General features: G+C 40.2%; 21 protein-coding genes. 10 read left to right on the top strand and 11 right to left on the bottom strand.

Features of this window, described 5'->3' with window-relative positions; all coding sequences use genetic code 11:
- Positions 1-40 precede the first annotated feature (40 nt).
- Positions 41-1,174 (bottom strand): PepSY-associated TM helix domain-containing protein, encoded by a 1,134-nt coding sequence (locus RF53_RS15240; protein WP_039038181.1) that lies wholly within the window; start codon positions 1,172-1,174, stop codon positions 41-43.
- 284 nt (positions 1,175-1,458) lie between these two features.
- Here RF53_RS15240 and RF53_RS15245 point away from each other — a divergent pair, with 284 nt between their 5' ends.
- From RF53_RS15245 to RF53_RS15260, 4 genes are all read left to right on the top strand, one after another.
- On the top strand, positions 1,459-2,073 hold the full coding sequence (locus RF53_RS15245; RefSeq protein ID WP_039038182.1) for a SemiSWEET family transporter: 615 nt from the start codon (positions 1,459-1,461) through the stop codon (positions 2,071-2,073).
- Positions 2,074-2,137: 64 nt separating this feature from the next.
- Complete coding sequence (locus tag RF53_RS15250; protein ID WP_039038183.1) at positions 2,138-2,959, top strand: hypothetical protein; 822 nt, start codon at positions 2,138-2,140, stop codon at positions 2,957-2,959.
- Positions 2,956-3,429 carry a pilin gene (locus tag RF53_RS15255; RefSeq protein WP_039038184.1) on the top strand — a complete coding sequence of 158 codons (474 nt, stop codon included), beginning with the start codon at positions 2,956-2,958 and terminating at the stop codon, positions 3,427-3,429. The genes RF53_RS15250 and RF53_RS15255 overlap by 4 nt, the downstream gene beginning before the upstream one ends.
- A 16-nt stretch (positions 3,430-3,445) precedes the next feature.
- Positions 3,446-4,234: a PhzF family phenazine biosynthesis protein gene (locus tag RF53_RS15260; protein WP_039038185.1), complete on the top strand. Its 789-nt coding sequence runs from the start codon at positions 3,446-3,448 to the stop codon at positions 4,232-4,234.
- 65 nt (positions 4,235-4,299) lie between these two features.
- On the opposite strand, the gene RF53_RS15265 is transcribed toward RF53_RS15260, so the two are convergent.
- Positions 4,300-6,807: a zinc-dependent metalloprotease gene (locus tag RF53_RS15265; RefSeq protein WP_039038186.1), complete on the bottom strand. Its 2,508-nt coding sequence runs from the start codon at positions 6,805-6,807 to the stop codon at positions 4,300-4,302.
- A 288-nt stretch (positions 6,808-7,095) separates the two neighbouring features.
- Between RF53_RS15265 and RF53_RS15270 the strand changes: the two genes are divergently transcribed.
- Together RF53_RS15270 and RF53_RS15275 are read left to right on the top strand one after the other, a co-directional pair.
- Positions 7,096-8,274, top strand: coding sequence for an efflux RND transporter periplasmic adaptor subunit (locus RF53_RS15270; RefSeq protein ID WP_006792503.1), 1,179 nt, complete (start codon positions 7,096-7,098; stop codon positions 8,272-8,274).
- A 12-nt stretch (positions 8,275-8,286) separates the two neighbouring features.
- Positions 8,287-11,430, top strand: coding sequence for an efflux RND transporter permease subunit (locus tag RF53_RS15275; RefSeq protein ID WP_006792502.1), 3,144 nt, complete (start codon positions 8,287-8,289; stop codon positions 11,428-11,430).
- 70 nt (positions 11,431-11,500) lie between these two features.
- Here the strand turns inward: RF53_RS15275 and RF53_RS15280 are convergent, their stop codons facing one another.
- Together RF53_RS15280 and RF53_RS15285 are read right to left on the bottom strand one after the other, a co-directional pair.
- Positions 11,501-11,953, bottom strand: coding sequence for a c-type cytochrome (locus RF53_RS15280; protein WP_006792501.1), 453 nt, complete (start codon positions 11,951-11,953; stop codon positions 11,501-11,503).
- Positions 11,954-12,043: 90 nt separating this feature from the next.
- Entirely contained in the window at positions 12,044-12,514 is a 471-nt protein-coding gene (locus tag RF53_RS15285) for a DUF2721 domain-containing protein (RefSeq protein WP_006792500.1), read from the bottom strand.
- A 236-nt stretch (positions 12,515-12,750) separates the two neighbouring features.
- Between RF53_RS15285 and RF53_RS15290 the strand changes: the two genes are divergently transcribed.
- Entirely contained in the window at positions 12,751-16,218 is a 3,468-nt protein-coding gene (locus RF53_RS15290; RefSeq protein WP_039038187.1) for a S8 family serine peptidase, read from the top strand.
- 129 nt (positions 16,219-16,347) lie between these two features.
- On the top strand, positions 16,348-18,522 hold the full coding sequence (locus tag RF53_RS15295) for a S9 family peptidase (RefSeq protein ID WP_039038188.1): 2,175 nt from the start codon (positions 16,348-16,350) through the stop codon (positions 18,520-18,522).
- 85 nt (positions 18,523-18,607) lie between these two features.
- On the opposite strand, the gene RF53_RS15300 is transcribed toward RF53_RS15295, so the two are convergent.
- The 4 genes from RF53_RS15300 to RF53_RS15315 form a co-directional block, all read right to left on the bottom strand.
- A complete protein-coding gene (locus RF53_RS15300; protein ID WP_039038189.1) occupies positions 18,608-20,089 on the bottom strand; it encodes a sensor histidine kinase in 1,482 nt (493 codons plus the stop codon).
- A gap of 9 nt (positions 20,090-20,098) precedes the next feature.
- Positions 20,099-20,824: a response regulator transcription factor gene (locus RF53_RS15305; protein WP_039038190.1), complete on the bottom strand. Its 726-nt coding sequence runs from the start codon at positions 20,822-20,824 to the stop codon at positions 20,099-20,101.
- A gap of 89 nt (positions 20,825-20,913) precedes the next feature.
- On the bottom strand, positions 20,914-21,636 hold the full coding sequence (locus RF53_RS15310; protein WP_039038191.1) for a spondin domain-containing protein: 723 nt from the start codon (positions 21,634-21,636) through the stop codon (positions 20,914-20,916).
- Between the two features lie 10 nt (positions 21,637-21,646).
- Complete coding sequence (locus RF53_RS15315) at positions 21,647-22,348, bottom strand: spondin domain-containing protein (protein WP_006792493.1); 702 nt, start codon at positions 22,346-22,348, stop codon at positions 21,647-21,649.
- A gap of 182 nt (positions 22,349-22,530) precedes the next feature.
- On the opposite strand from RF53_RS15315, the gene RF53_RS15320 reads away from it, so the two are divergent.
- Entirely contained in the window at positions 22,531-22,896 is a 366-nt protein-coding gene (locus tag RF53_RS15320) for a DUF4870 domain-containing protein (RefSeq protein ID WP_039038192.1), read from the top strand.
- A 69-nt stretch (positions 22,897-22,965) separates the two neighbouring features.
- Positions 22,966-23,400, top strand: a complete 435-nt coding sequence (locus RF53_RS15325) for a YqaA family protein (RefSeq protein ID WP_039038193.1) — start codon at positions 22,966-22,968, stop codon at positions 23,398-23,400.
- A gap of 12 nt (positions 23,401-23,412) precedes the next feature.
- Here the strand turns inward: RF53_RS15325 and folX are convergent, their stop codons facing one another.
- From folX to folM, 3 genes are read right to left on the bottom strand one after another with little or no spacing between them, the layout of a single operon-like run.
- Positions 23,413-23,769 (bottom strand): dihydroneopterin triphosphate 2'-epimerase, encoded by a 357-nt coding sequence (folX, locus tag RF53_RS15330; RefSeq protein ID WP_006792490.1) that lies wholly within the window; start codon positions 23,767-23,769, stop codon positions 23,413-23,415.
- 3 nt (positions 23,770-23,772) lie between these two features.
- Positions 23,773-24,327 carry a GTP cyclohydrolase I FolE gene (folE, locus tag RF53_RS15335; RefSeq protein ID WP_006792489.1) on the bottom strand — a complete coding sequence of 185 codons (555 nt, stop codon included), beginning with the start codon at positions 24,325-24,327 and terminating at the stop codon, positions 23,773-23,775.
- A 17-nt stretch (positions 24,328-24,344) separates the two neighbouring features.
- The gene (gene folM / locus RF53_RS15340) at positions 24,345-25,064 is read right to left on the bottom strand and encodes a dihydromonapterin reductase (protein ID WP_006792488.1); all 720 of its coding nucleotides are present in this window, start codon (positions 25,062-25,064) and stop codon (positions 24,345-24,347) included.
- Positions 25,065-25,124 lie beyond the last annotated feature (60 nt).

Here is a 25,124-nt window from a genome sequence, read left to right on the forward strand (position 1 = left end):
TCAATGTGATTTTTAACATTACATTGAGGTGACTTTTTAATCAAGAAGTTATTATACGTTGTTTATTATGACGATTTTTTTGCGATTGTTTTTTACGTTTGCGGCGTGTAAACCATAAGTAAAAGCCAGTAGCACTTAGCCATAGTGGGCTTAGCCCTATAACACTCCACAGTATTTTACTTATTAGGCCAGCAAAATAACCAAAATGAAGCTTACGAAAGCTGTCTAGCACTTTCCAGCCAAGACCTACTTGGCGTATATCCCAATTGGCAATATGCTCACCAGTGATTTTGTTATACGAAACGGTATTAGCGTATTCACTTGCCAGTGGGTTATTAGAATTTACTTCACCAAATACAGTAATGTTGTCATCAGGCTCTAATGGCATAACCAAGTAAGTGCTGTTGAACGTGGCTATTTGTCGCTTGCTGTCATCTAAAATATCTTGGAAGGAAACATTTTTGCTATACAGGTTTTTGGTTAGGGCATGATGTTCTTCTTCAGCGTGTTCAAGTACTTCGTGATACCAAACGGCACCATTAAAATATCCACCGGTTATAGCTAAAACAATTAAAATAGGTGAGCCAATAACACCAGTCATTTTATGAATATCACTTAATACGATTTGTAATGTTGCGCGCCAACGCACGGTAAATAGGCGTTGCCAAAACTTTCGGTAAATAATGAGGCCGGTTATTCCAAGCACCAATAAAAATAAAGCAAAAAAGAACCCCAAAACGGTGCCTGTTTGGCCTGGTAAGCTTTTTAAATCATTGAGTAAAAAGGTGTAATGGAGTTCTAAAAACCAATCTGTAAAATAATGGCTCGTTCCCACGGGAGTTGACAAAATATCACCAGTATATTGATTTAAATGAAATTTATACCAAACTTGCGACTCGCGCTCGATTAAGTAAACCCGATCAGCAGTATCGTCGTTAAAAATTTCCCAGCTACCAATGACATACTCAGGGTAAGCGTTCTGAGTGATGGAAATTAACTCATCCATATTCAAACGTTCAGGTTGAGTGCTAATCACAAAATGACTTTCGGGCATAAGTAAGCCATCTATCTCGCTTTTAAATACAAGCACACTGCCAGTAATACTTATTACAATTAATGGAATAATTGCAATGAGAGCAATCCAGCTATGAATTTTGAAAAGTGTTTTTCTCATGGGTTATCGTTATCTAATTCACCTATATACAAATGATATCAATTGTTATTTGTATTTAATAGTAATTGAGTAAGTATTCGGGAAATTAATAAACTGTGCACATTACATAACATATTTTGTAAATATAAGTTTCCAGTTCCTTGAAAGGGTTTTTGCTGTTTAGTTGAGTTAAATTAACTTCACTCTACAATGCCGCGCTCACAGTAAAAGCCTTTTAAAACATATGTTTAATAAATGTTTTTATTAAGTAATTAAAGTAACCGTTATGTAACAGCGAGGTTGTTTTGGCGCACTATTTGCCTATTTTGTCTTCATTTATTTTACTTTTTAGCTTTTTACCATTGCTAAATAAAATTAGAAAAAACAGAAGTGTTTCTGGTTTATCTTTGCTGATGATGACATTTGGAGTCGCACAGAGTCTCTATTTCATAACGTATAACATTTATTTTGAGCGATACTTTATTGCTTTACCTTTTTTTGTAACAGGCGTATTAAGCGGCTTGATCTTGTACTTTTTTGCCCGTTACAACGCCGCAAAGCAAGAACGGCTTCAGTTAGTGCTTATGCTTGGCTTTTCGCTTATGCCGTTTTCGCTGTTATTAAGTCCAAACTTTGATACCGCATGGGTGCTCAACGCACTTACCTATGTAGGATTGGTGATGAGCTCAGTGCGCGTAATGCCACAAACCTACAAAACGCTGCGCACAGGTGATGTAAGTAATTTAAGTGCTTGTTATTTTAGTTTGCAGTTCATAGCGGGCATTTGTGGCTTAGTTGTTGAGTTAACAAATACCACACCAAGTACTTCACACTTACTTATGTTTATCATGTTGTTGCTGACTAATGCCGTGCAGTTTGGTTGTATGCAATATTATAAAATGCGACCGATAATGGCTTAATGTTTTCATTTATATTTAGGTAAATATATGGCATGTTACTTTATCGTTATTCAAAGGATAGAGTATGAATTGGGAGCAATTTGGCTATTTGTGCCGAATAAATAGTTCAGCACAGTTAAACAAAAGCGATAAGCTAAGGTTAAGTGAAAAGGCGAGCCTAAGCATATATCAAGGCAATAACGACGATAGTGAACTTGCAAAAGCGCTAGTTGCAGGTGTTGTGTCGCAAGACCAAGCAGCCGCACAAAAAAGTGCAACTTATTACCAGTGCTTACCCAAATTAATCAACGATTTTAAATTTGAGCATAAAGGCTGGCTTGTTTATTTGACGTTTGTTTTTGCGTTTTTTTGTTTATCCTCTCTTCTTTACCAACTTTTTGTTGTCCCTGCATTTATAGACATGTACAGCATGGATCAACAACATGATCACAATATCTTTGATAGCTATTTTCGCTATTGGTATGTTCCGATCATATTATTATTTTTGCTGCTTAGCTTTATACTTAGCGTAATTTTAAAGCTCAAAAACGCCAGTATATTAAGTGAGTTAAAGCCGTTTTCAGGCTTGTTTAAAGTGTTTTTCCCACGAAAACTAGTCAAAAACTACGAAACACTAACTGCTATTTTATTCTTTCCATTAAGCTCAGTAAATTCAGGTGTTACAACCACAGAAACAAAGCATTTATATGAGTGTGAAGCACTGGGGTTAAATGCTCAAAATGAGTTTGAAGTACTGTTACAGCAGCAGTTAAAACAGTTTAATCAGCGCGCAAAATACTTTATTAATAAACTTATAATCGTTTATGGTGCAGTGATTGTTGTCTCTATTTATTTGTTCGTATCAGCGGCCTATAAACCACTATTTATGTTTGGAGAAGTATTATGAAAGCAAAAGGATTTACACTCATAGAGTTAATGGTGGTTGTATCAATTATTGGTATTTTGGCCGCTGTAGCATTGCCTCAATACAGTAAATACATGCAAAAGGCAGAGCTTGTTGATCCCCTTGCTATGGCTGCTGCAATAAGAGAAGACGTAACAGTGTATTACCTCGAGAATAAACGTTTTCCTAATAATAATGAAGAAGCGGGTGTGCCTGCTAGTCAATACTTAATAGGGAATAGAGTAACGGGAATTACTATTAAAAACGGTGCCATACATATTGCTTTAGGTAACAAAGCATCTCGGCCTTTACAAAATACCACATTAACGTTTAGACCAGCAGTTGTTGAGGGCAGCCCCTCTAGCCCAATTTCTTGGTTATGCGGCTTTGATCAGCCAGTCACAGGTATGAAAGCGATTGGTGAAAATAAAACCTCAGTGCCAAAAGATTTATTACCCTCGGCGTGTATTTAAAATACTAGGGAAGCTAATGCAATTAACTATTCACCAAATTGATGCGTTTACACACGCTTTATTTAAAGGCAATTATGCAGCTGTTATCCCACTTGAGTCGTGGTTGGATGATGACCTAATGCTAAACATAGGCGCTGAAAACAACGTATCTGAAACTGCGTTTACCTGTAGGCAAACCGATGGGCGTTTTGCTATTCGTTGGTTTTCACCTTTAATGGAAATAGACTTTTGTGGCCATGCCACTTTGGCTGCTGCGTATGTATTATGTGAAGAACATAATGTATCGCAAATTCGCTTTATCGCTGATGCAGTGGGTGAGCTTATTGTTATTAAAAACAATGATGGCAGCTTCGCCATGACATTCCCTAAACAAGCACCTGTAGAGGTTAAAAACCCGCCACAGGCACTGTTAAATGGGCTGTCTATACAACCTATTGAGGTACTTAAAAATCGTCAAGCTTACTTTGCTGTTTATGAATCGGCTAAGCAAGTAAAGAGCTTAAATACCGACTCGGCACTCTTAAAAACGCTAGCGCCACACGATGTAGTTGCCACTGCGCCTAGTGATGAATACGATTTTGTTTCTCGTTATTTTTGGCCTGCCAGCGGTGGCGATGAAGATTATGTCACGGGCTCTATTCATACAGGGCTTGCTCCATATTGGGCAAAACTGTTAGAGAAGACACAATTAACTGCCTATCAGGCATCTAGCCGAGGTGGTCATATACAGTGCGATGTTGGGGAGTCAACGGTAACTTTAACAGGCCATGCTGTTAGGTATTTAAAAGGCACAATTTACCTTTAATGGTGATAGGAATTAAGTTTATAAAAAAGGCCACAATCAATGTGGCCTTTTTTTGTTACAACTATTTACGCTTCTAGTGCTTTTGCAATTAAGCGATCAATATACTTTTTATGGGCTTTGGCTGCAGTATCTGCGCCCCATGACAGGCTTGTATCCGCTATTTCGGTTAACTGATAAAGCGCGGCTGTTTTAGCGAGGTTATCGAATTTGCTTGGTTTGCCTAAACCTGCAATTGCAATCAGTTGGTTTACATATTCAATTTGTAAATTGTGACTGATTGAGCTGGCCTCTGCGTCTTTAACAAAAATACTTGCGGTTAAATCCCCCATAAATTGATTTAAGCTATATTCGTTTCCGTATAAAGCGGTATCTGAAATACGCAGTAAAACGGCTGGGTGCAATAGTTGTGCAAGCACAGACTTTTGCATGCCCAAAATCATTTTGTGAGGTTTAGGGTCTTCATTTTTACCATAGTGATTAAACCCGCGGCGCTGTTGCTGCATGAAGTTATAAAGCGGTTGCATGCTTTGTAACACATCAGGTGCAAACACGTACTCGGCTAGAATTTCCATAGCTTGAGTTTGTTTTTCAATCGGCACCGGGGTGAAAGGTTTGTCGGCGTTTGCATCACCTACAACGGCACGCTCTACATAAACCCCACCAATTTGGCGAGATACAATACCTGCCTGCGATCTGTACTGACCAAATAAGCTATTAGCTGAGGTAACAAGTTGCTGGTAAGAGTCGCCTTCAACAGTGGCTTTATCTTTAAGCTCAGTAAACAGTTTATTAATAAGTGCCATGCGGTCTGCACCATACGCTGCTGGGTTTGATGATAAATCGCCAATCATTACGCGGGGATCGATATGACGGCCCGGCGCGCGCATATCGTCTGCATCGTTACCAAACGCTAAAGCATGCTCACTAGAACGCGCAAGAATTTTACTAAGGCGAGCTTGCTCGGCAGATGCATCAGCCAGCGCTACGCTGTATCCGTAGTTAATAGCCCAGTCGTCGTATGGGCCTGGTTTAGTTTGAAAAATATCCCCTTGCTGCATGCCAATTGGTGCAATATTGGCCGGTGCATAGTCCATTACTGAGCCTGTTACGATACCTTGGGTTTTACTCTTATCGTGCACTTCTTTCTCATTCCACAAAATAGATGATTTCATGTTGTGGTTAAGGCCCAATGTATGACCTACTTCATGCAGAATAAGCTGTGTTAATCCTTGGCGTATCATTTCGTTTTCTTCAATGCTATCGCCAGCAGCTAAGCCTTTTGCAAGCATAAGGTTTTGTTGAATTTCATGACCTAATGAGCAGTTTAATTCACCAGTATGTGTACTATTGCTGTGGCTCATAGCGCCTTGTGTATAAAGGGTGTCGTAAATCCAGCGATTTTTCATAAATACAAACTCAAGCATAATGTCTGAGCCCAGTATTTCGCCTGTTAGCGGGTTGGCAAGTGCAGGCCCGTAGCCACCAAATGGTGGTTTAGGCGATGAGGTCCAACGCAGTACATTGTAATTAATGTCGCCAGCATCCCAGTCGGCATCATCAGGTTGTATTTTTACTTCTAAAGCATTTTTAAAGCCTGCTTTTTCAAAAGAGCTGTTCCATGCAAGTACAGCGTCTTTAATTGTGTCACGCCACTCTATTGGCGTGGTGTTTTCTATCCACCATGTAATTGGTTTTACAGGCTCTGAAAGTGCAGCGCTTGGGTCTTTCTTTTGTAAATCCCAGCGCTTAATTACATCTTCGTAAGGCGTCCAATCAGTTGACGTCATTTGATCAAATTGGTTTGTGAAATAACCAATGCGCGCATCGTCTAAACGAGGCTGGTAGTTGTTTTGTGGGAGTGCTACAAATGAATGCTGAACCTTCACAGAAACACTACGCGGGTCACTTACTGCGCCAGAGCCACGAACGGTTGGACTTGCATTGGTAAATACGTAATCTACGACAACGTCTAAATTATTAGGGTAAGGACGCTGTTTAATAATGCGCGATTTTTTGCTGTCTAGCTTGCCTACTTTAAAACGTTTTTTCGCATTTTTATCTGCGGGATTTATAGTAGGAGATACTTTATGAAGTGCTTCACTTAAAAATAACTTATTGACGTTAAATGCAATTTTACCGTCTTCTTCTTTTTCTATTTTAATACTCGCAAGTACGGCTTCACTAATGTTTGCATTGCTGGCTTTTGAAATGGCACTGTTTTCGTCAAATTTATAACGAGGTGTTTTACTTATAATGTCGATACGGTCGAAGTACTTTCTAAACTCAATGAGTTTGGTTTCACGGTACGATCCACGAAAGTGACCTGCATCAGTGACCCCATCAACAGTATGAGCAAAATAAACGAAAGGAGTATCAAGCTGCGATTCGTTAATGACCATTAAGTGCTTACCCGTTTTTTCGTCCTGATAAAGGTTAAATATACCGGCAAATTCGGTTTGTCCTTTGATCATTTCACTTAATGTTTTTGGTTTTTTTTCGTCTTTTTTGTCATCGGCAAAAGCATGGCCGCTTAGGGCAATACTGAGCGCAAGAGTTAGGGTGGTTAATTTCATAATGTCATCTTTTCGTTTGTTAATTTATTTTTACTGTACGTAATTTCAATTTGTTTCGTACAACAAATCGATGAAATAATACCTTTTTTATTTAATGTATTGATTTTAAATAGTAAAAGTTTGTAACAAAATATAATTTTATGGCTATATAATCTAATTTATAATTAAACGAGTAATTGCGAGAAGTATAATTAATGCACATTTGTAACAGTTGCTTACAAATGTCACGTAATTGTTTAATTAAGCTCTGTTATTATGGCGTTAATAGATATTTGGGGTAATTAGGATATGCAAACAAATTCACTTAGATGGGTTTTTCCATTTGTTGCGCTTGCTATAGGAGTTGTTGGTTTTAAAGCAATAAACGCTCTTGCAAATGAACAAGAAAAAAAAGCGTTAGTTGATACGCGACCTACTGTTCAAGTTGAGCCGGTTTCGGCTAACGACCATCAGGTTGTAATTAACAGCTATGGCGAAGTAAAGCCGCTGGAAAATACACAACTGTCTGCACAGGTATCGGGAGAGGTACTGAGTTGGCATCCGAGCTTTGTTGCCGGTGGGGTTGTAGCACGTGGTGAAACCTTATTTTCGATTGAAAAAGATAACTACGAAGCTGCAGTGCTCGTGGCTGAAGCTGAACTTGCTCGTGCCCAAGCGGGTTTAATTGAAGAACAAGCGCAAGCAAAAGTAGCTGAAGACGAAGCAAAACGCTTTCCAAGTAAAGCGCGTACTGATTTATTTTTACGCAAGCCTCAAGTACTTAGTGCGCAAGCAAATGTTAAATCAGCGCAAGCAGCATTAAAACGTGCGCAGCGAGATTTAGAAAACTGTGATGTTAAAGCACCTTACGATGCACTTATTGTGAGCCGTAATGTAGGTGTGGGCCAATACGTGACAATGGGCTCGCAAGTCGCTGAGCTAAACAATATAGAAACTGCTGAAGTAATTATTCCTATTGCAGGCTTTGATAGTGTGTTTTTGCCTGAGCGTATTAAAGGGATTACCGCAACAGTTATTCAAAAAGGCCTTAATAGCTTTACTCGTGAAGGCGTTATTGACCGCGATTTAGGTATTGTAGATAACGCAACACGTATGAGCAGTTTAGTGGTGCGAATTGAAGACCCATATGGCCTTAAAAATAAGCAGCCAGCAATTAAATTTGGCAGTTACGTACAGGTTAATTTTGCTGGTACAACATTAAATAATATCTACCGTTTACCTCAAGCGCTTGTTAACAACCAAACCGTTTGGGTGGTAGGCGAAAACCAAACCCTTGAACCAAGAAAGGTAACGGTAATACGAGAAGAAGGCGAGTACTTCTATATTAGTAGTGGCCTAAAAGCTGACGATAAGCTGGTGGTTACGTTACCAGAATACCCTCAAAAGGGAATGGAAGTTAAAATAGCAGGTGCCCAACCGGCACCTGAAAGCTCTGATGTGAGCACCTCAAATACGCAACAGCTTTAAGGTGTAATAACAATGAGTGAATCAACACAAACAAAACAAACAGGGTTAATAGCTTATTTTGCTAATAACTCGGTTGCTGCAAACTTAATGATGTTGTTTATTATCGTAATGGGTTTTTTAAGCTACAAAACGATTCAGCGACAAATGTTTCCTAATATAGAAATTAACTATATTAACGTAAACGCTAATTACCCAGGCGCCTCTCCTCAGGAAATTGAAGAAAGTATTCTTATAAAAATTGAAGAATCACTTAAAGATATCACCGAAATAAAAAAAGGCGTGTATCGCGCATTTAGAAACGGCGGCTCTGCAAGGCTTGAAATTCATACAGACGCAGAACTCACCGATGTGCTTGATAAAGTAAAATTGCGTGTTGACGGTATTGCTACTTTTCCAGCTGGGATGGAACCGGTCACCATAAGTCAGATTGAATTTAGACAAGATGTAATAGGCATGACACTGGTTGCAGACTTGCCTTTATTTGAGCTTAAGCCGATAGCAAATAATATTGAAGATGAATTGCTGCAATTATCTAATGTATCGCTTGTGGTCAATGATGTACCGCTTGATGAAATAGCGATTGAAATCGACCCAGATACATTACGCCAGTACAACTTAACAATTTCAGATGTTATGAATGCCGTGCGTCGTTACTCAGCTAACTTTTCGGCAGGTCAGTTAAAAACTGATGCGGGCGTTATATCAGTTCGTGTTGAAAACCAATTTTATTCAGGCGAAGAATTTAGACAAATTCCGGTAAAAATTGGCGAGTATGGTGCCAAAGTTTTACTGCAAGATATTGCCACAATTAAAGATCAATTTACTGAAGGTGAACGTTATTTTAAGTTTAATGGTGAAAATGCCGTTTATTTATCAGTAAAAGCAACGCAATCACAAAATATTATTCCGGTAGCTGAATCGGTTAAAGCGTATATTGATAAAAAGAATAAAGAGCTCCCACCGGGTGTGCGTATAGAGCCTTTAATGGATATGACGTACTACCTAAATGCTCGCTTAGATATGATGAAATTAAACCTTCTTCAAGGTGCGATTTTAGTCGCAATTATGTTGTCGTTATTCTTACGCTTTAAGTTGGCATTGTGGGTAATGATAGGTTTACCAGTGTGCTTTTTAGGCGCGATGATGGTGATGCCACTATTTGGTATTAGCATAAATATCGTTTCGTTATTTGCGTTTATCATGGTGCTAGGGATTGTGGTGGATGACGCCATAGTTATAGGTGAAGCCGCATACAGTGAGGTTGAAAAAAGTGGCGGCGGTGTCGATAACGTTGTACGAGGTGCAAAGCGTGTAGCGACCCCAGCGACATTTGGTGTACTTACTACCATTGCTGTATTTGCGCCGTTTACGCTTTCGAGCGGCCCTGAAAGTGCCTTTTTTTACGGTATTGCTGTTGTTGTAATGCTATGTTTGGTATTTAGCTTAATTGAATCGAAGCTCATACTACCTGCGCATATTGCACATACACATTTTACTCCTATTAAAAAAGGTGGCTGGCGAGATAGATTTAATACCCGCTTTTTTGGTTTTGTAAACGGCCCATATAAACGTTTTGTTTCCAAGTGTGTTGAATGGCGTTGGACTGTTTTATTTAGTTTTATTGCTTTATTAGTCGTGACTTTTGCATTAATTGCTTCAAATCAGGTGCGCACTATTCCTTCACCTAAAGTACCGCATGATTTCCCACAAATTAATATTGAAATGAATGACAACGTATCCGACATTCAAACTATTAATGCTATTCGTGAAATAGAAGCGATGGTGCTTGAGGTAGATAAAGAAACAGAGCGTCAAACAGGTCAAAAAATTATCCGCGATTTACTCGTGTTTAACCAAGGCCGCACAGAGGCGCAATTATTAGCCCCATTAGTTGATGAAGACTTACGTCCTTACGATGCGTTTGAATTATCGCGCCGTTGGCGTGAAGCCATGCCTAATATTGCAGGTGTTAAATCGTTAACTATTCAAGACGACGTAGGCGGCGGTGGCGGCAACGGTGGTGGCGAGTTTGGTTACCTTCTATTTGGGTCTGATATCGATACATTAAACGAAGCTGGGCGTCGTTTTATTCAATTACTTCAGCAGCAAGAAGGCTTGTTTGATATAAGTTCAACCATAGATCCAGCAAGTAAAGAAGTGCAAATGAGTTTAAAACCCGTTGCCTTTGATTTGGGGTTAGACTTAGCCAGTATTGCTAATCAAGTAGGTGCCAGTTTTTATGGTGGCGAAGCACAACGCGTAATTAGAAATGGTGAAGAAGTCCGTGTAATGGTTCGTTACCCTAAACTTACACGCGAAGCATTTTCATCACTTAAACATACAGTGGTGACTACACCAACAGGGCGCGAAGTGTTATTGGGTGATGTGGTTGAGCTAACCGAAACTCCCGGTATTAGCTACATTCGCCGTGAAGGTGGCTATCGAACTGTTTATGTGTACGGCAGTATTGATGAAGAGCAAATTGAGCCGGGCGAAGTGGTTAAACAGGTAAAAGAAAACCTATTACCACAGCTTAAAGAAGAATACCCAAGCGTTAAATCAGAACTTGGTGGTGCTATTGAGGAGCAACAGGCGCAAGCCAATGAGCAAAAGTTGTTTTTTATTGGAGGCATGATACTAGTTTACATACTGCTTGCTGTACCACTAAAAAGCTATTCACAACCGCTTATTGTAATGTCGGTTATTCCGTTTAGCTTAACGGGGGCTATTTGGGGGCACTACTGGTTTGATTTGGATATGAGCTTAATGTCTGGCTTTGGTCTTATTGCTGCAGCGGGCGTTGTAATTAATGACTCCTTGGTTATGACCGACTATGTAAACCAGGTACGTAAGCAAGGCGTTAGCGTTAAAAATGCTGTAATTGAAGCCGGCTGTGCGCGTTTTAGAGCAATATTACTCACCTCAATCACTACGTTTGCTGGTGTGTTGCCTATTATGTTTGAAACCAGCCTACAGGCTAAGTTTGTAATACCTATGGCAGTTGCGCTGGGATTTGCAGTTATGTTTGCAACCTTAATTACGCTTATTCTTGTACCTTGTTTGTACATTATATTAGGTGATATTGGGGCATTATTTAAAAACACTTACCGACGTATTTTTAAACGAAGAAGTGTAGAAGTGTCTGTTGATAGCTAATTTTTGCTAAACAATAAAAAAGGACTGGGTGTTAACACTCAGTCCTTTTTTATTTTTATTATGTTTTTAATTAGTCTTTAAATTGCTTGTGGCAATCTTTACAACCTTTCGCCCAAGCACCAAAGGCTTTACCAATAACCGCTTTGTCGCCAGATTGGGCAGCTAGAGCAAGTTTGTCTGCGTTTGCGGCAAACGCATTGGCTTTTTCAACAAATACCGTATTTTCAGACCAAACAGCAGCTAGTGCCGATGTATCGCCTTTGTCTGTTCCTGCGTAAAACGCTTCCCAAGGCATTTTTGAAAGCGCTGCTGCGTTATTTGCACGCATTTTGAATTGTTCTGCATCAAATGGAACCTTGCCCTTAAGCATTGCGCCCATATCACCAATTTGAACTGATAGCATAGAAAAAGCACTTTGACGGTATTCAATCGCGTCGCTTGCCTCTTTAAACGCAGAGTTTGCAGATACACTTAGCGCGCATGTTGTTAGTAATGCACTCGCTAGAATCTTTTTAAGTTTCATATTATTGCCCCTGTTAACTATTTTTTGACTATTGCTTTGTATCTTAGCTATTGGTTTTATTCAAGCTAATACAGAAAAATTAACTAAAAGTTAATCGTTCATATCAATATCAGCAAATATCATCCCTCGTCGCATACTGCGAGTTGCTAAGAAAACCTCACCTAATAACGACATAAACGCACATATTAACAACGCCATAGCGGCCACAAAACAGCTGGCGATAGTAACGCCTAAGTTTATTGATTGAATGTGAGATAAAAATAATAGCATAACCACTGCGCATACAAGCAAAGCGCTCAAAACACTTAAACTAAATGCTATGTGTATACAACGGGAGCGTTTCAATAGAGCGCGAAGTTCTGTTGCGAGTGATTTATTAAAATCTTCATCGGTGCTTACTTTTAGTTTGCGCTCCAATTGCCTCGCACGGTCTGTAATACGAGCCAAGCGGTTTGATAAAACGCCAAGTGTAGCTGCAATACCGGTTATTAAAAACACTGGTGCAACAGCTGTTTGTATTACTTTAGCCATAGTTAAAATGTTGATCACATCATTATTCATAAAGTACCTAGTTATTATGCAGTTTTTGTTTACAAATATTCACAAAAGTGAAATGTGGTTTTATTTATTTATATCAGTTGCTTGGTGCTTGTTTGATTGTTTTTTTTATGTGCTTAATGCTTATTTGTAACCAAAGTGTTGCTTGGTGGGGGATGAACGTTTTATATTCGTCCATACATTGTAATTTGCTTTATTAATGTGACTACAATAATACATAAAATATCCTAGGGGAACTCATGAGTAACAATATAATAAAAAAGACAGCGATAGCGACGGCTGTTTCTAGCGCATTTGTGGCAACACTTGCAAGTGCCGCTGAATTACCAAAAGCAAATATTAACTACAAGCAAGTAGAACAAGTAGTTGAAGTTGCAGCAGACAAAAAAGAGCCTTCAGCTCATATGATCGTTCTTAAAGCAACAACATCTGTGGATGCAGTATCAGCTGGAACTTATCAGGCTTCAAGTAGCCGTGAAATAACAGCTCAGGTTGAGCAGCTTCAAGACATAATGACTGCAGAGTTGAGTAACTTAGATTTTGATGCAAAAGTAATTGGCAAAACAAAGATTCTTGCTCCAACGTTAATAGTTCAAGCAACACCTGAAGCTTTAAAGCAGATTGCAAAAGATGATCGCGTTGCAAAAGTATTACCAATGTTTGACCGTGAACTTCACGTTGCAGCAAGCTCTGATTATATTAACGCTAAACCATTAATTACTGATGGTATTGTAAGTGGTAAAGGTCAGCGCGTTGCAGTACTAGATACAGGTATTGATTATACTCACGTAGCATTTGGCGGTGCGGGTACTGTTGAAGCATACCTAGCGGCACAAGAAGACCCTACAACAGTTACATGGCCGCAAGGCATTGTACAAGGTGGCTATGACTTTATTCGTGATGATGCAGATCCAATTGAAAATGATGCTGCAAATTCACCGTCAACAGGTAATCCAACAAATCATGGTACATCATCTGCAAACTCTGTAAACGGTATTGCACCAGAGGTTGAGCTATATGCATATTCTGTATGTGGAGGTGGTTGTCCAAGTGCAGCACAAGCAGCTGCATTAGAGGCTGCAATGGATCCTAACGGTGATGGCGATATTTCAGATCGTGTTGACGTGATGAACATGTCTCTTGGTGGTGAATTTGGTGATACTTACACTGGTGGTGGTACACAATACCTAGTTCAACGTGCTGTTGAATTAGGGGTTAACATGGTAATTTCTGCCGGTAACGATGGTGATAACCCATTCCGTGTTGGTGGCCCAAGTACAACTCCTAATGCCTTATCTGTTGGTGCAATGACACATCCAACAACAGAAGTTGGTATTGCAAGTGGAACAGTTGCAGGCGTTGAAGGCGATATTCAAGCGTCAGGTTTTGGCCCACAAGATGGCTTTACCCTATCAGGTGCTGATATTGATTTAGTATACCCTACAGCAAATCAAAACGGCTGTGACGCTTTTGCAGACGATGTTGACTTTACAGGTAAAGCGGTACTAATAGATCGTGGTGCCTGTGCATTTACACAAAAAGTACTAAACGCACAAGCTAAAGGTGCAGAGTTTGTATTTATTGCAAATAACATTGACGATGGCACACCAGCCCCAATGGGTGGTTTTGATGCTGACGTAACTATTAAAAACGTCGGAATTAATTTTGCAGCGGGTGCTGCACTGAAAGCACAGCTAGAAGCTGGCGGCCCTGCAACATTTGATATTAGTGTTGAGATTAAAACGACTGCGGGTGCTGTGGCAACATTCTCTTCACGTGGCCCTTCTATGGATGGTTTACTTAAACCAGAAATTACAGCGCCAGGTACGAGCATTGTCGTAGCAGCAACAGGAACTCAAACAGGTACTAACCCTGTGTCAGGTACCTCGTTCTCAGGTCCAATTACAGCCGGTGCGGTTGCAATGATCCGTGAGGCTCACCCAAACCGTAATGCGTTTGAAATTAAAGCCACTATTATGAACGCGGCAAACCTTGAAGTTACTAACGAGCCATTGGCTATCAATCCTGATTCAGAGCTGGCACCTATTAGTATGATTGGTGCTGGTTTAGTTGATGTGACTAAAGCTGTGAACTTACCTGTTGCAGCATGGGTACATAATGCTGAGTTTGATACAAAACAAGCTGCCCTTTCTTATGGTTTAGTGAGCCTTGCAGAAGCCGGTTCTATCACTAAAACGGTCACTGTTAAAAACTTCTCTGCTGAAGCGAAAACATATAACCTTCGTACTGAAGCACGTTACGAAAGCGACGAAAAAACTGAAGCTGTTAGCTGGGATTTCCCAGAATCAGTAACAATTCCAGCTGGGCAAGCAGTAAACTTTGATATCACAATGATGGTTGACCCAAGTAAACTGCCTGCATGGGAATTAGAGAATCCATTTAGTGCTGATGATATTGCTGCTCGCAGTGCTGCACTAACATCGATTGAGTTTGATGGTGCGTTAGTATTTGATGATGCGTCAACAGATACAACTCACGATTTACACGTTGTGTATCATGCAATGCCGAAAGCAGCGACAGAGCTAAGTTATACTGCCGAGCTAATTGACAATAAAGTTGCACTAGTACTTGAAAATACGGGTCAGACTGAAATCACTCCTCAAGCCGAAAGCATCATTGCAGTAGGCACAGAGAAAACAATGGAAGAGGCTGAGTATAATATTCTGTCGAGCACATTCTCTGCATTTGGTGCAGACTTCTGTGATTCAGGTATTTACATCACTTCATCAATTCAATTACGTGACCCGCTAACGCACACTTTCCAGGCTGGTTACAGAGTTGAAATTGATACAGATAATGATGGTGTTGCTGATCAGTTCTTACAAAACTTAAATGACCGTGGCCGTACAACGGCTTCACCAGGCCGTAGCCGTACATTAATTGGTACTACTGACGGTGCTGGTAATGATGGTTGGGCATGGGGTACACCACTTCTTCATTCAGCAGGTGAGGATACAATCACATTTACTGGTTGTTCTGAGCTAATGAACATTGATGGGTCGTTACTTGGTCAGCCAATGAACTTTAGAGTATCTGTGGGCTACCCAAGCTACCAGTCAGGTGTTTTCTCTGAGACAGACAGTGTAACTGGCTCAGTGGTATTTGGTGTTCAGCCTGAAGTTCAAATGACTTCGCTTGAAACTGGCGAAGCTGTTGCATCACTTTTACCTGGCGAAAAAGCAATGGTATCTGCAAGTGGCCCATTTGTTTTATCTCAAGGTGCTGGCACTAACATTATTAAAGCAATGACAAGTGAAGAGCTTACATTACCAGCTATTGAGGCGCCTATCTTAGTGGGTGGTGAATTCTCAGTTTCTGAAGATGCGGCTGATGGTACAGTAGTTGGCGCGCTTACAATTGAAGAAGCCGAGTTTGATTTAGCGGTTTCTGAGTACTACGTTCAATCAAACACAAATATTGGGTTAGGTGTTGATGAGCAAGGTCAAATTGTTGTTGTTGATACTGCTATGTTAGCAGGTAATACAGTTGTTGAGATGGAAGTTGTTGCGATTGATATCCGCGGTAATGTATCAGAGCCTGCAATGATTTCTGTTACAGTTGATGAGTTTGTAGCGCCTGTTACAACCGTGACACCTGAAACAGTTAAGAAAAGCTCAGGCTCACTAGCTTGGTTAACACTTTTAGTTGCACCGTTCGCATTCATGCGTCGTCGTAAGCAAAAGTAAGCTTAAAACCATTTGAGTACTAAATAAAGGGAGCTTCGGCTCCCTTTTTACATAGCTTCACAAACTAAATCACAAAAGGTATTAATTTTAGGTATATTTAGGTAACAAAAATAATAAGGACTTTGCCTGATGACACGTACTCCCTTTGCACTTGCTGCACTCTCGCTTGCTATTTTAAGCGGGTGTAATAAAGCCCCCGAAGAAACTCAAAAAAATACGGTTCAAGTTGAGTCAGCTCAAGCTGTAACAGCGGTTGCACCAATTGCTAAAAAAGTACCCCATGAAATGACCATTCATGGCGATACACGTATCGATAATTACTACTGGCTCAGAGATGACGAGCGAAAAGCACCTGAGATCATTAACTACTTAGAAGCCGAAAATGCGTATTCTGACGCTATGCTTGCACATACTAAAAAATTGCAAAGTAGTTTATTTGAAGAGCTTAAAGGGCGAATCCAAAAAGATGATGACTCTGTTCCGGTAAAAGACGGCCAGTACTATTACTCGTCGCAAACTCGCGGCGATAATGAGTACACTACTTACTTGCGCAGTAGTGATTTTACAGGCACCGATCAGGAAGTTATTTTAGACGTAAATGAATTGGCTAAAGGTCATGACTATTTTGCGGTTAGTGGCCTAAATGTCAGCCCAAATGACAACTTAATGGCGTATGGTGAAGATACGGTAAGTCGCCGTGTTTACAACATAAAAATTAAGGATTTAAGCACTGGTAAATTATTAGACGACACGCTTGAAGGTACCAGTGGTTATGTTGTGTGGGCGAACGACAATAAAACAGTCTATTACATCAAAAAAGACGCGCAAACCTTACTCGGGTATCAGGTTTATCGTCATACGCTTGGTACACCACAAAGCGATGACGAGCTTGTTTACGAAGAAACAGACACAAGCTATTACACAGGTATGAGCAAGAGCAAAGACGGCTCAGAAATTTATATTTGGCATAGCAGTACTGATGCATCGGGTTTGTCAGTACTTAATGCAAATGATGTAAACGCTAAGCCTAAGCGCTTAATTGAACGTGAAGCCAACCTTGAATACAGCATTTCCAAATTAGGCAATACTTATTACATTGTTACTAATTCAAATGCCGTTAACTTTCAGCTTATGAAAGTAGATATTGATAAAGCCGGTGATAAAGCAAATTGGCAAAGCGTGATCCCTGCGCGCGAGGGTATTAAACTCGAAGGTGTTGAGTTGTTTGATGACTACTTAGTATACCAACAACGCGAAATGGGCCAATCAACACTGATTGCGCGTAATTTAACATCGGGCAAAGAGTTACCACTTAGCTTTAACGACAGTGCATATACAATTAATGCGTACGGTAATAATGAATTAGACAGCGATACGCTGCGTGTTTACTACACCAGTATGACGACGCCGGGTTCATCTTATGATGTTAATTTGGCCACTGGCGAAAAAACATTATTAAAACAACAAACAGTATTAGGTGACTTTAACGCAGACAACTATGCCTCAGAGCGTATTTTTGTAACAGCACGCGATGGCGTAGAAGTACCGGTGAGTTTGGTGTATCGAAAAGAGTTATTTAAAAAAGATGGCACTAACCCATTATTGCAATACGGCTATGGTTCGTATGGCGCAACAATGGATCCGAGCTTTTCTTCTGCACGATTAACGTTGCTTGACCGCGGTTTTGTATTTGCAATTGCCCATGTACGTGGTTCGCAAATGTTAGGTCGACCGTGGTACGAAGCAGGTAAGCTACTTACCAAAAAGAACACGTTTAACGACTTTGTAGATGTAACTAAGTCATTAGTTGAGCAAAAGTATGGTGCAAAAGACAGCATATTTGCACAAGGCGGCAGTGCGGGTGGACTATTAATGGGTGCAGTGGCAAACCAAGCCCCTGAGCTTTATAAAGGCATGGTTGCACAGGTTGCGTTTGTTGATGTGGTTACCACTATGCTGGATGAAACGATTCCGCTTACAACTAACGAGTATGGCGAGTGGGGTAACCCTAACGAGAAAGAATATTACGATTATATGTTGTCTTATTCACCGTACGATCAGGTCAGTAAGCAAGACTACCCTAATATGTTAGTTACTACAGGCTTACACGATTCACAAGTTCAATATTTTGAGCCAGCAAAATGGGTTGCTAAGCTGCGTGACTACAAAACAGATGATAATAAACTATTATTTAAAATAGATATGGAAGCCGGGCACGGCGGTGCTTCTGGGCGTTTTAAACGCTTAGAAGATGCCGCGTTAAATTATGCATTTATGCTTGATTTAGCGGGTATAAAAAAATAACAAACCCTAGGGGTTGTTGATTTAATTTGCAAAGGTCAGCGGTCCCACAATTCAACTAAGTAATGAGCTAAGGCGTAACGTTAAGTTACGCCTTTTTTTGTGGCAAATTAAAGCTAAACATAGTGCCTTTTCCTAGTTCACTTTGTACATTTATTTCACTGTCCATGAGTTTTAATAGCCCGCGGCAAATAGCAAGGCCCAAACCACCTTGTTGTCGGCCGGCTTTGTTAGAATTACTAGCTTGGTAATGAGGATCAAAAATGGCATTTAACTCTTCGTGTTTAATACCCACGCCGGTATCAGAAACCTGCACAAATAATTGATTGTTATCACCGCGTTTTACACGCACAGCAATACTGCCGTCACGCGGGGTATGCCTAATGGCGTTATCGATTAAGTTACTTAAAACACGCTCAAGTTTGGCTATGTCGGCAATGACAGGAAAGTCACAAATTTCTGGCTCAACCGATAAATTAATGCCTTTTTTCTCTACGGCCAAACTAAACTTAGCAATACAATCGTAAATAAGTTCACCTAGGTTAAATGTTTCTTTGTTAATACTTATTTCGCCATTTTCGAGGTGTGCGAGTTCAAAAATTTGCTCTATTAGTTGCTTAAGTTGACCACAGTTATTCAGTGATACTTGCAAGTACTCTTGCTGCTCTTGCGCACTTAGTTTGTCACCTGACTGATTTAACACCTCTAAAAAACCTTGTAACGAAGCCAGTGGCGTACGTAAGTCATGAGATAAGTGAGTAAGTAGCTCTTTGCGTTGTTTATCGCCTTGCTCTAGTGCTTTAAATTGCTCATTTATACGTGTGAGCATTGCTTGAATAGTTCGGCTTAAGCTATGGACTTCATTACTTTTTTGAGTTGAATAAATACTCAGTTTTGTGTCGTTTAGGCTGTAGTTTGCAGCCTCAATTTTGCTTACATCTTTTGCAAGGCGTTGAATAGGGTTTGTAAAAAATCGCAGTAAAATAAGCATCGCAATAAATAAAAAAACGAGTGCTGAGCCTAGCCATATGGCAGCCAATAATAACGAGTCGTTACTTTTTATATGATTAAGAGAGGTGTCGTATGCCTCACCACCAATAATCACATATAAATACCCTTGCAATGTGTTGTTATTAAAAACAGGCGCCACAGAAAATATTTTTTGTTGATCAGGGTTTCTTGGGTTGTCGCCATAAACCGGTGTAGCACTTGGGTTAGCTATAAGGTGCTTTAATGGCGTTAAATTAATATGTGTACGCTTCACTTTTCCGGGCTCTGCGGAGTAAGTTAATATTTTTCCGTTTTCGTCTACAAAGTAAAATTCAAAGGCGGGGCCGAGTAACATTAAGGTATGAAATAGGTTTTCAAGGGCTTCGTAATCGTATACGCCTTCTTTTATCAATGGGTTATCTTGTACTAAATGTTCAGCTAGCGCTAAATGTAAATTTTGTTCTCCATGGTGTTTAGAGTTGAGTTCTAGTTGTTTACTCCAGCTATAAACCAGCGCGCAAATAAAACAAAAAATTACGGCTAACGACACTGCTAATTTTTGGTACAAAGAAAGTCTCATAATAAAATCTTAATTAAGTTGGCTTGGATTGAGTTTGTATCCCACACCCCAAACGGTTTCTATAATAGGTGTCGATTGATGCAATTCAAGCTTTGCGCGCAACCGATTAATATGTGAATTAACAGTATGTTCGTAACCGCTATGTTGGTAGCCCCAGACTTTATCAAGTAGTTGTTGGCGACTAAATACATGGTTAGGGTGGCGTGCAAAATACACCAGCAAATCAAACTCGGTGGCAGTTAGGTTAATTGCCTGTTCGGCCAAGTACACTTGATGAGAGTCAAACTCAATGTTTAATGAGCCAACTTTAAGGGTTTGTTTAATTGCAACAGAGGGTTCATCGGTATTTTGGCTGGCGAGTAACTGTGCTCTGTGTCGAAGTTGGGTTTTTACTCTGGCCTGTAGTTCACGTGCAAAAAAGGGTTTACAAATATAGTCGTCTGCGCCCATTTCTAGGCCAATAACCCTATCCATGTCACTACTTAGTGCGGTGAGTAAAATAACGGAGGTAGTTGGATAGTGCTCTTTTATTTTACGACATAAACTTAATCCATCCATTTGCGGCAGGTTTATATCCAGTAAAATAAGCCCGTAGGGGTGCTTGGCAATTTTTTTTAGAGCCAGTTCAGCACTTATCACATGATCCACATGTAAATTTAGCGATGTAAGCTGTGTGGTAATTAATTTACCAATTTCTCTGTCGTCTTCAACTATGAGTAATTTTTCATGACGCATTGTTTATCCTCGTAAAAAAAAGGGGGCTTCCGTGCGCCCCTACTTCCCCATTACAAGCTGGTATATCAAGGTCAATACTGATAAACGAATTACTGAGTGCGGGTAATAACCACTTTTGCTAATGGATTATCAAACTTATGTTCAGGGCTAAGTACTGAACTAGATAAGCCATCTTCATTTGTAACTACACCTGGGTGTCTTGCTACAAAATTAACATCATCACGGGCTTCATTAAAACCTTCTCCGCCATCAGCAGGACCGGGTATCGTACCAGCTGCTTCTGTATTTGCTTCAGTACCTGCATCATAAGCAACAGTGGTGCGAATTAAAGAGTCACCCACGGCTAATGAAGATACGTCTAAAGCACTAAGACCGGTAAATCCATCATTTGTGTTCACCATCATAGTGGCAAGTGAAAGCTTGAGTGCTTCAAGTGAGTCTGTCGTTAGTGTAATCGTGGTATTTGCGCCAGGTCCAACAGGGCCTTCGCTTGATGCACTTGCAATGGCGTTTTCTAATGCAAGTAGTTGGCTGTTGTCGCCTCCTTCAGCCATTGTTTCTAATGCAACCGATGCAGGACTACCTATTTGCCAAAGTGTGCCTTCTGTATGTGCAATAATGGCAATAGGCGATAGTGGCTGCCCTGCAGTTAAATTACTGACGGTTACATCAAATGTATAGCTTACAGGCTCAGGAGTCGGTGGTGTGACAACTTGAACAGGATCGTTACTGTCGTTGTCGCCACAGGCTGCAAGTGAAGCTGCAAGTGCAACAACCACGATGCTTTTTTTAAAGTTATTTAAAGATACCATGATTACGCTCCTACTTAACCGTAACGGTTAGCTTAGCTACAGGGTTTAACCATCTGTGAACCGTGTTGCTTAAATCACTATTACCAGCGGTTAAGTCGTCGTCACCTAGTGTACCAGGGTGAATATGCACATTAATGTTGCTATCGGTGCTTGTTAAGCCTGCGCCACCTGTACCCGCATCACCACCTGGTGCTGCAGGAATACCTGGCGTACCAGGTGCTCCAGAACCTTCAACCACTAGCTCATTGTTTTGCTCAGTGCCCGCATCGTATGCATTTAAATAAACTGTGTAGGTACCTGCTTCGGTTGGTATTTTCCAGCTATCAAGGCCAACAAAGCCATCGTTTGTAGGTAGTAACATAGCGGTCACTGACAAGTAATCGTTACCGTCTGTCGTCATTAGTGTTGTCATGGTTGATGACGATGGCGCTAATAGACCTTCTGCTGGGTTTGCAGCCATATCGCTACCTGCTGCAGTGGCTTGTGCCATTAGCTCAGCAATGTTGCCACCTTCAGCCATTGTTTGTAATGCGGTAGAAGCTTCAGTTGCAACTTCAAAAAGCTTATCTTCACTGTTGTGTGCTGTGACTAGTAGCGGAGTGAAGTGAATGCCTTGGGTTAGGTTGGTTATTGTTAAGTCTAACTCTGCAGCCATGGTTGACTGGCTAGCTACCGCTAAAAGAGTTGCAAGTGTAAAAGTTGAAGCTTTCATTTTTTATTTCCTGTAAGTGATGATTCGAGATAAGTATTGAACAATCGTCTCCAGAAACTCTCACAAACTTATCACTTTTTTATCACAGGAATGTAGGTTGTGATTTTTGTAAATAAATACGCCAGAAAACTTATAGACCTGTGTATAATTAAACCGCATTATAAAAATTAAAGGATTGTGTTATGGAAGAAAATCAACAGGTTAAAGTAGTAAATAAAGATGAGCGCACATGGGCAATGTTGTGCCATTTAAGCGCGTTTGCTGGATTTATTGTGCCGTTTGGTTCAATCATAGGACCATTAATTATTTGGTTAATTAAAAAAGATGAAATGCAAATGGTCAATGAGCACGGTAAAAAAGCGCTTAATTTTCAGATAACGATGGCAATTGCCTATATTATTTGTTTTGCATTGATGTTTGTTGTGATCGGTGTAATTTTATTACCAATTGTGGCTATCTTTTCTTTTATTATGGTGGTTTTAGCGAGTATTAAAGCCAATGAAGGTAAAGAGTTTAATTATCCACTGAGTTTAAATTTGATAAAATAAGCGCTCAATTATTTATATAAACAGACCCTAGCCTAAGGCTGGGGTTTTACCTTTTCCCGCAAGGTTATTATGCTTTATCTAACGCTGTTTTTAAGCGCATTTATTTCAGCTACGCTATTGCCGAGTTCTTCAGAGGTGATCATGGTGGGAATGATCACACAAAGCCAAGTTAACCTTTGGCTTTTATGGTTGGTAGCAATACTAGGTAATGTATTGGGAAGCTGTGTTAACTACTGGTTAGGCACGCAAGTTTTACGTTTTAAACATAAAAAGTGGTTTCCGGTATCAGAACAAGGGCTTGAAAAGGCACAAAATCAGTTTAATAAATATGGCGTATACAGCCTATTGTTTGCATGGCTGCCTGTTGTTGGCGACCCATTAACAGTTATTGGCGGTATTTTTAAAGTGAGGTTTAGCGTGTTTTTACTTTTAGTAACACTTGGCAAAGGCGCACGCTATTTAGCGGTTATTGCCCTTGCCGTGGGAGTAGAAGCTCTTATTTAAGCTATAAGCACACTACTTTTTCCAATCAAGTGTTAACGATACAGAGTCAGCAAAGCGAAGCGCATGCGGTTTATCTACACGGGCTTTAGCATAATTTACACTCGGGTGTGAATGACAAACAGCAAGAATTTCAGCGACTAGCTTTTCTAGTAATAAAAAGTGTCCTTGCTCAACTAAACTAATCACCTCTTTGGTGATCACTTTATAGTTAAGTGCTTGGTCTACTTCATCGGTTTTACATGCGTTGTCGGCAGGGTAGTGAATCTCAAGGTTGATCACTACGTCTTGCTTTTTTTCACGTTCTTCAGGATTAAAACCAATAAATGTACGTAAGCGTAAGTTAGTAACATTAATAATTGCGTTGGCCATAGATTACCCTTTAATAAGCTGCAAAAATTCGTTGCGTGTTTTAGGGTCGCTTCTAAAGTTACCCAGCATTACCGATGTACGCATGCTTGAGTTTTGCTTTTCTACACCGCGCATCATCATGCACATGTGCTTAGCTTCAACAATAACGCCTACACCTTTTGCGCCAGTCACTTCTTCAACGGCTTTGGCAATTTGATGTGTTAACTGTTCTTGTATTTGAAAACGACGCGAAAACATATCAACAATACGCGCAAATTTAGATAACCCCAGCACCTTGCCGTTTGGAATATAAGCAATATGGCAGCGCCCAATAAATGGTAGCAAGTGGTGCTCACACATAGAGTAAAGTTCTATATTTTGCACAAGTACCATGTCATCTGCATCAGAGGTAAATACGGCATTATTAGTAATTTCATCAAGCGTTTGGCGATACCCTTGTGTCAGGTATTCCATTGCTTTTGCAGCACGTTTTGGTGTGTCTAATAAACCTTCGCGTTCAGCGTCTTCGCCTACGGCGGTTATAATTTTTTGGTAGCTGTCTTTTAATTCGTTATGCATAGGTGTCTCAGTGTTTTTTACTTTAAATGACGTCCGCCATCAACAGGGATAGAGCGCCCTGTTATGTACTGACTTTGTAATAGTAAATCAATGCTGTTTATAATTTCTTGGCACCCAGGTTCGATGCCCATCAATGATTTTTTGAGTGTTTTAGCGCGGTATTGTTCGTCGTCGTGCTCATTAAAAATAATAAGCGAAGGCGCAACCGCATTTACTTTTATATTTGGTGCGTATTTAGCACTAAACGATTTTGTTAGATTATCAAGTGCGCCCTTGCTTGCCGCATATGCCAAATGCTTAGGGCTTCCTGTTTCAACCACATAGTCAGTAAGGTGCACAATATCAGCCGCAGCACCGCTAACTTGCTGGTACGCTAAAAGTAAGTCAGCGCACTGCATATTAATTAAGTAGGGTGTTTTGGCATGAATGCGCATCATGTTATCAAAAAGCTTAGTGTGGTCTGGGTTATTTGCTTCACAGTCCCAGCTAGATGCATTGTGTATAACAGCCTTTAAGGATTGGGTATGGGCTTTCAATGTATGAATAAACTCATTAATTCCCGCATCAGTACTGAAATCGGCATGGATACAAGTCACTCCCTGCTGCGCTAGTTTTTCTACGGCATCATGGCGAGTACGATAAGTAATAATCACTTTTTGCCCTTGGGTTAAGTAATGCTGAGCAAGGGCTAGGCCGATTCGTTGGCCTGCACCAGTAATTAAAATAGGCGATGTCATATAATGCAGTGTTCTCTTTGGCAAGTTTTTAATAAATATTAGTACGTTAAGTGCAATGTG

It is taken from the genome of Pseudoalteromonas sp. ECSMB14103 (genome assembly GCF_000813065.1).
GTDB classification, from domain to species: Bacteria; Pseudomonadota; Gammaproteobacteria; order Enterobacterales; family Alteromonadaceae; genus Pseudoalteromonas; species Pseudoalteromonas marina.

Bases quoted from the DNA above. Each gene is read 5' to 3' on its own strand.
- RF53_RS15325 (WP_039038193.1), top strand. From the start codon at position 22,966: ATGCTTTATCTAACGCTGTTTTTAAGCGCATTTATTTCAGCTACGCTA.
- RF53_RS15305 (WP_039038190.1), bottom strand. From the start codon at position 20,824: ATGCGTCATGAAAAATTACTCATAGTTGAAGACGACAGAGAAATTGGT.
- RF53_RS15255 (WP_039038184.1), top strand. From the start codon at position 2,956: ATGAAAGCAAAAGGATTTACACTCATAGAGTTAATGGTGGTTGTATCA.
- RF53_RS15320 (WP_039038192.1), top strand. From the start codon at position 22,531: ATGGAAGAAAATCAACAGGTTAAAGTAGTAAATAAAGATGAGCGCACA.
- RF53_RS15275 (WP_006792502.1), top strand. From the start codon at position 8,287: ATGAGTGAATCAACACAAACAAAACAAACAGGGTTAATAGCTTATTTT.
- RF53_RS15290 (WP_039038187.1), top strand. From the start codon at position 12,751: ATGAGTAACAATATAATAAAAAAGACAGCGATAGCGACGGCTGTTTCT.
- folM (WP_006792488.1), bottom strand. From the start codon at position 25,064: ATGACATCGCCTATTTTAATTACTGGTGCAGGCCAACGAATCGGCCTA.
- folE (WP_006792489.1), bottom strand. From the start codon at position 24,327: ATGCATAACGAATTAAAAGACAGCTACCAAAAAATTATAACCGCCGTA.
- folX (WP_006792490.1), bottom strand. From the start codon at position 23,769: ATGGCCAACGCAATTATTAATGTTACTAACTTACGCTTACGTACATTT.
- RF53_RS15240 (WP_039038181.1), bottom strand. From the start codon at position 1,174: ATGAGAAAAACACTTTTCAAAATTCATAGCTGGATTGCTCTCATTGCA.
- RF53_RS15285 (WP_006792500.1), bottom strand. From the start codon at position 12,514: ATGAATAATGATGTGATCAACATTTTAACTATGGCTAAAGTAATACAA.
- RF53_RS15270 (WP_006792503.1), top strand. From the start codon at position 7,096: ATGCAAACAAATTCACTTAGATGGGTTTTTCCATTTGTTGCGCTTGCT.
- RF53_RS15310 (WP_039038191.1), bottom strand. From the start codon at position 21,636: ATGGTATCTTTAAATAACTTTAAAAAAAGCATCGTGGTTGTTGCACTT.
- RF53_RS15250 (WP_039038183.1), top strand. From the start codon at position 2,138: ATGAATTGGGAGCAATTTGGCTATTTGTGCCGAATAAATAGTTCAGCA.
- RF53_RS15260 (WP_039038185.1), top strand. From the start codon at position 3,446: ATGCAATTAACTATTCACCAAATTGATGCGTTTACACACGCTTTATTT.
- RF53_RS15295 (WP_039038188.1), top strand. From the start codon at position 16,348: ATGACACGTACTCCCTTTGCACTTGCTGCACTCTCGCTTGCTATTTTA.
- RF53_RS15265 (WP_039038186.1), bottom strand. From the start codon at position 6,807: ATGAAATTAACCACCCTAACTCTTGCGCTCAGTATTGCCCTAAGCGGC.
- RF53_RS15315 (WP_006792493.1), bottom strand. From the start codon at position 22,348: ATGAAAGCTTCAACTTTTACACTTGCAACTCTTTTAGCGGTAGCTAGC.
- RF53_RS15300 (WP_039038189.1), bottom strand. From the start codon at position 20,089: ATGAGACTTTCTTTGTACCAAAAATTAGCAGTGTCGTTAGCCGTAATT.
- RF53_RS15280 (WP_006792501.1), bottom strand. From the start codon at position 11,953: ATGAAACTTAAAAAGATTCTAGCGAGTGCATTACTAACAACATGCGCG.